Annotated in this window: 1 protein-coding gene; it reads left to right on the top strand. The window is 73.7% G+C overall.

The window, feature by feature from the left end; all coding sequences use genetic code 11:
* Positions 1-161: 161 nt before the first annotated feature.
* Positions 162-992, top strand: an 831-nt coding sequence (locus D8M34_RS18060; RefSeq protein ID WP_202976290.1) for an MFS transporter, incomplete at its 3' end; no start/stop codon positions are given.

Below are 992 nucleotides of genomic sequence, written 5' to 3'. Positions count from 1 at the left end.
CTGTGGGGGCGGGCGTGTGTGGCCCCGGGGAGGGACGGGTGTGGGCGTACATCGGGCAGGCGCTCTGATGTGGGGGGGGTGGGGGGAGTGGCAGTGGGGGGTGGCGGCGCTGGTGGCGGCGGGACCAGGAGCGCGGATGCCACACGTGGAACGTCGTGGTGGTGAAGAGCGCAGCAACTATGCGGGCGGTGGTCTTCGACGCCGCGACGGCCGTCCTCGGCCTGAACCTGCTGCTCACCCCCGAGGCCATGCAGGGCTGGGGGTGGCGGATCCCGTTCCTCCTGGCGCTGCCCCTCGGCGTCGTCGGGCTCTACCTGCGCAGCCAACTCGGCGAGACGCCGGAGTTCACCGCGGTCCGCGACGCCGACTCCCCACCACCCCCGCCCGTCGACCGCCCGCTCCGCCGCGCCCTGCTGCTGGTCGGCGTGGCGACCCTGCACACGGTCGGCTTCTACGTCGCGTTCACCTACGTCCAGACCTTCAGCATCGGCCTGGGCTTCTCCCCCGTCACGGCCACCGGCGCCGTCGTGATCTCGCTGCTGGCCGGCGTCGCGCTGGTGATCGCAGCGGGCCGGCTGTCGGACCGGGTCGGCCGGCGCCCGGTACTGATCGGGGCTGCGCTGGCGATCGCGCTGACGTCCTACCCGCTGGTGGCCGGGGTGACGGCCGCGTCCGGGTTCTGGTCGCTGACCCTGTGCGTCGTCCTGCTGGGCGCGACACCGGCCTTCTACCCCGGCGTGGCGCCGCTCACCTACATCGCGCTGTTCCCGGTGCACGCGCGCGGCACCGGCGTCTCGCTGTCCGACAACATCCCCGTCGCGGTCGTCGGCGGCACGTGTGTGTGCCTGTGCCAGTGGCTGATCGAGGCGACCGGCGACGATCGGGCTCCGGCGTTCGTCCTCATCGGAGCGGCCGCGATCAGTGGGCTCGCCGCGCTCGGCCTGCGCAGCGTGCTGCCCGCCCGTACGACCACGACGGTCACCGCGCGGCTC

It is taken from the genome of Microbacterium sp. HSID17254, assembly GCF_003989315.1.
Taxonomy (GTDB): domain Bacteria; phylum Actinomycetota; class Actinomycetes; order Actinomycetales; family Microbacteriaceae; genus Microbacterium.
Note: the sequence above shows the minus strand (reverse complement) of the source record. Positions and strands in the feature narration are given on the sequence as shown.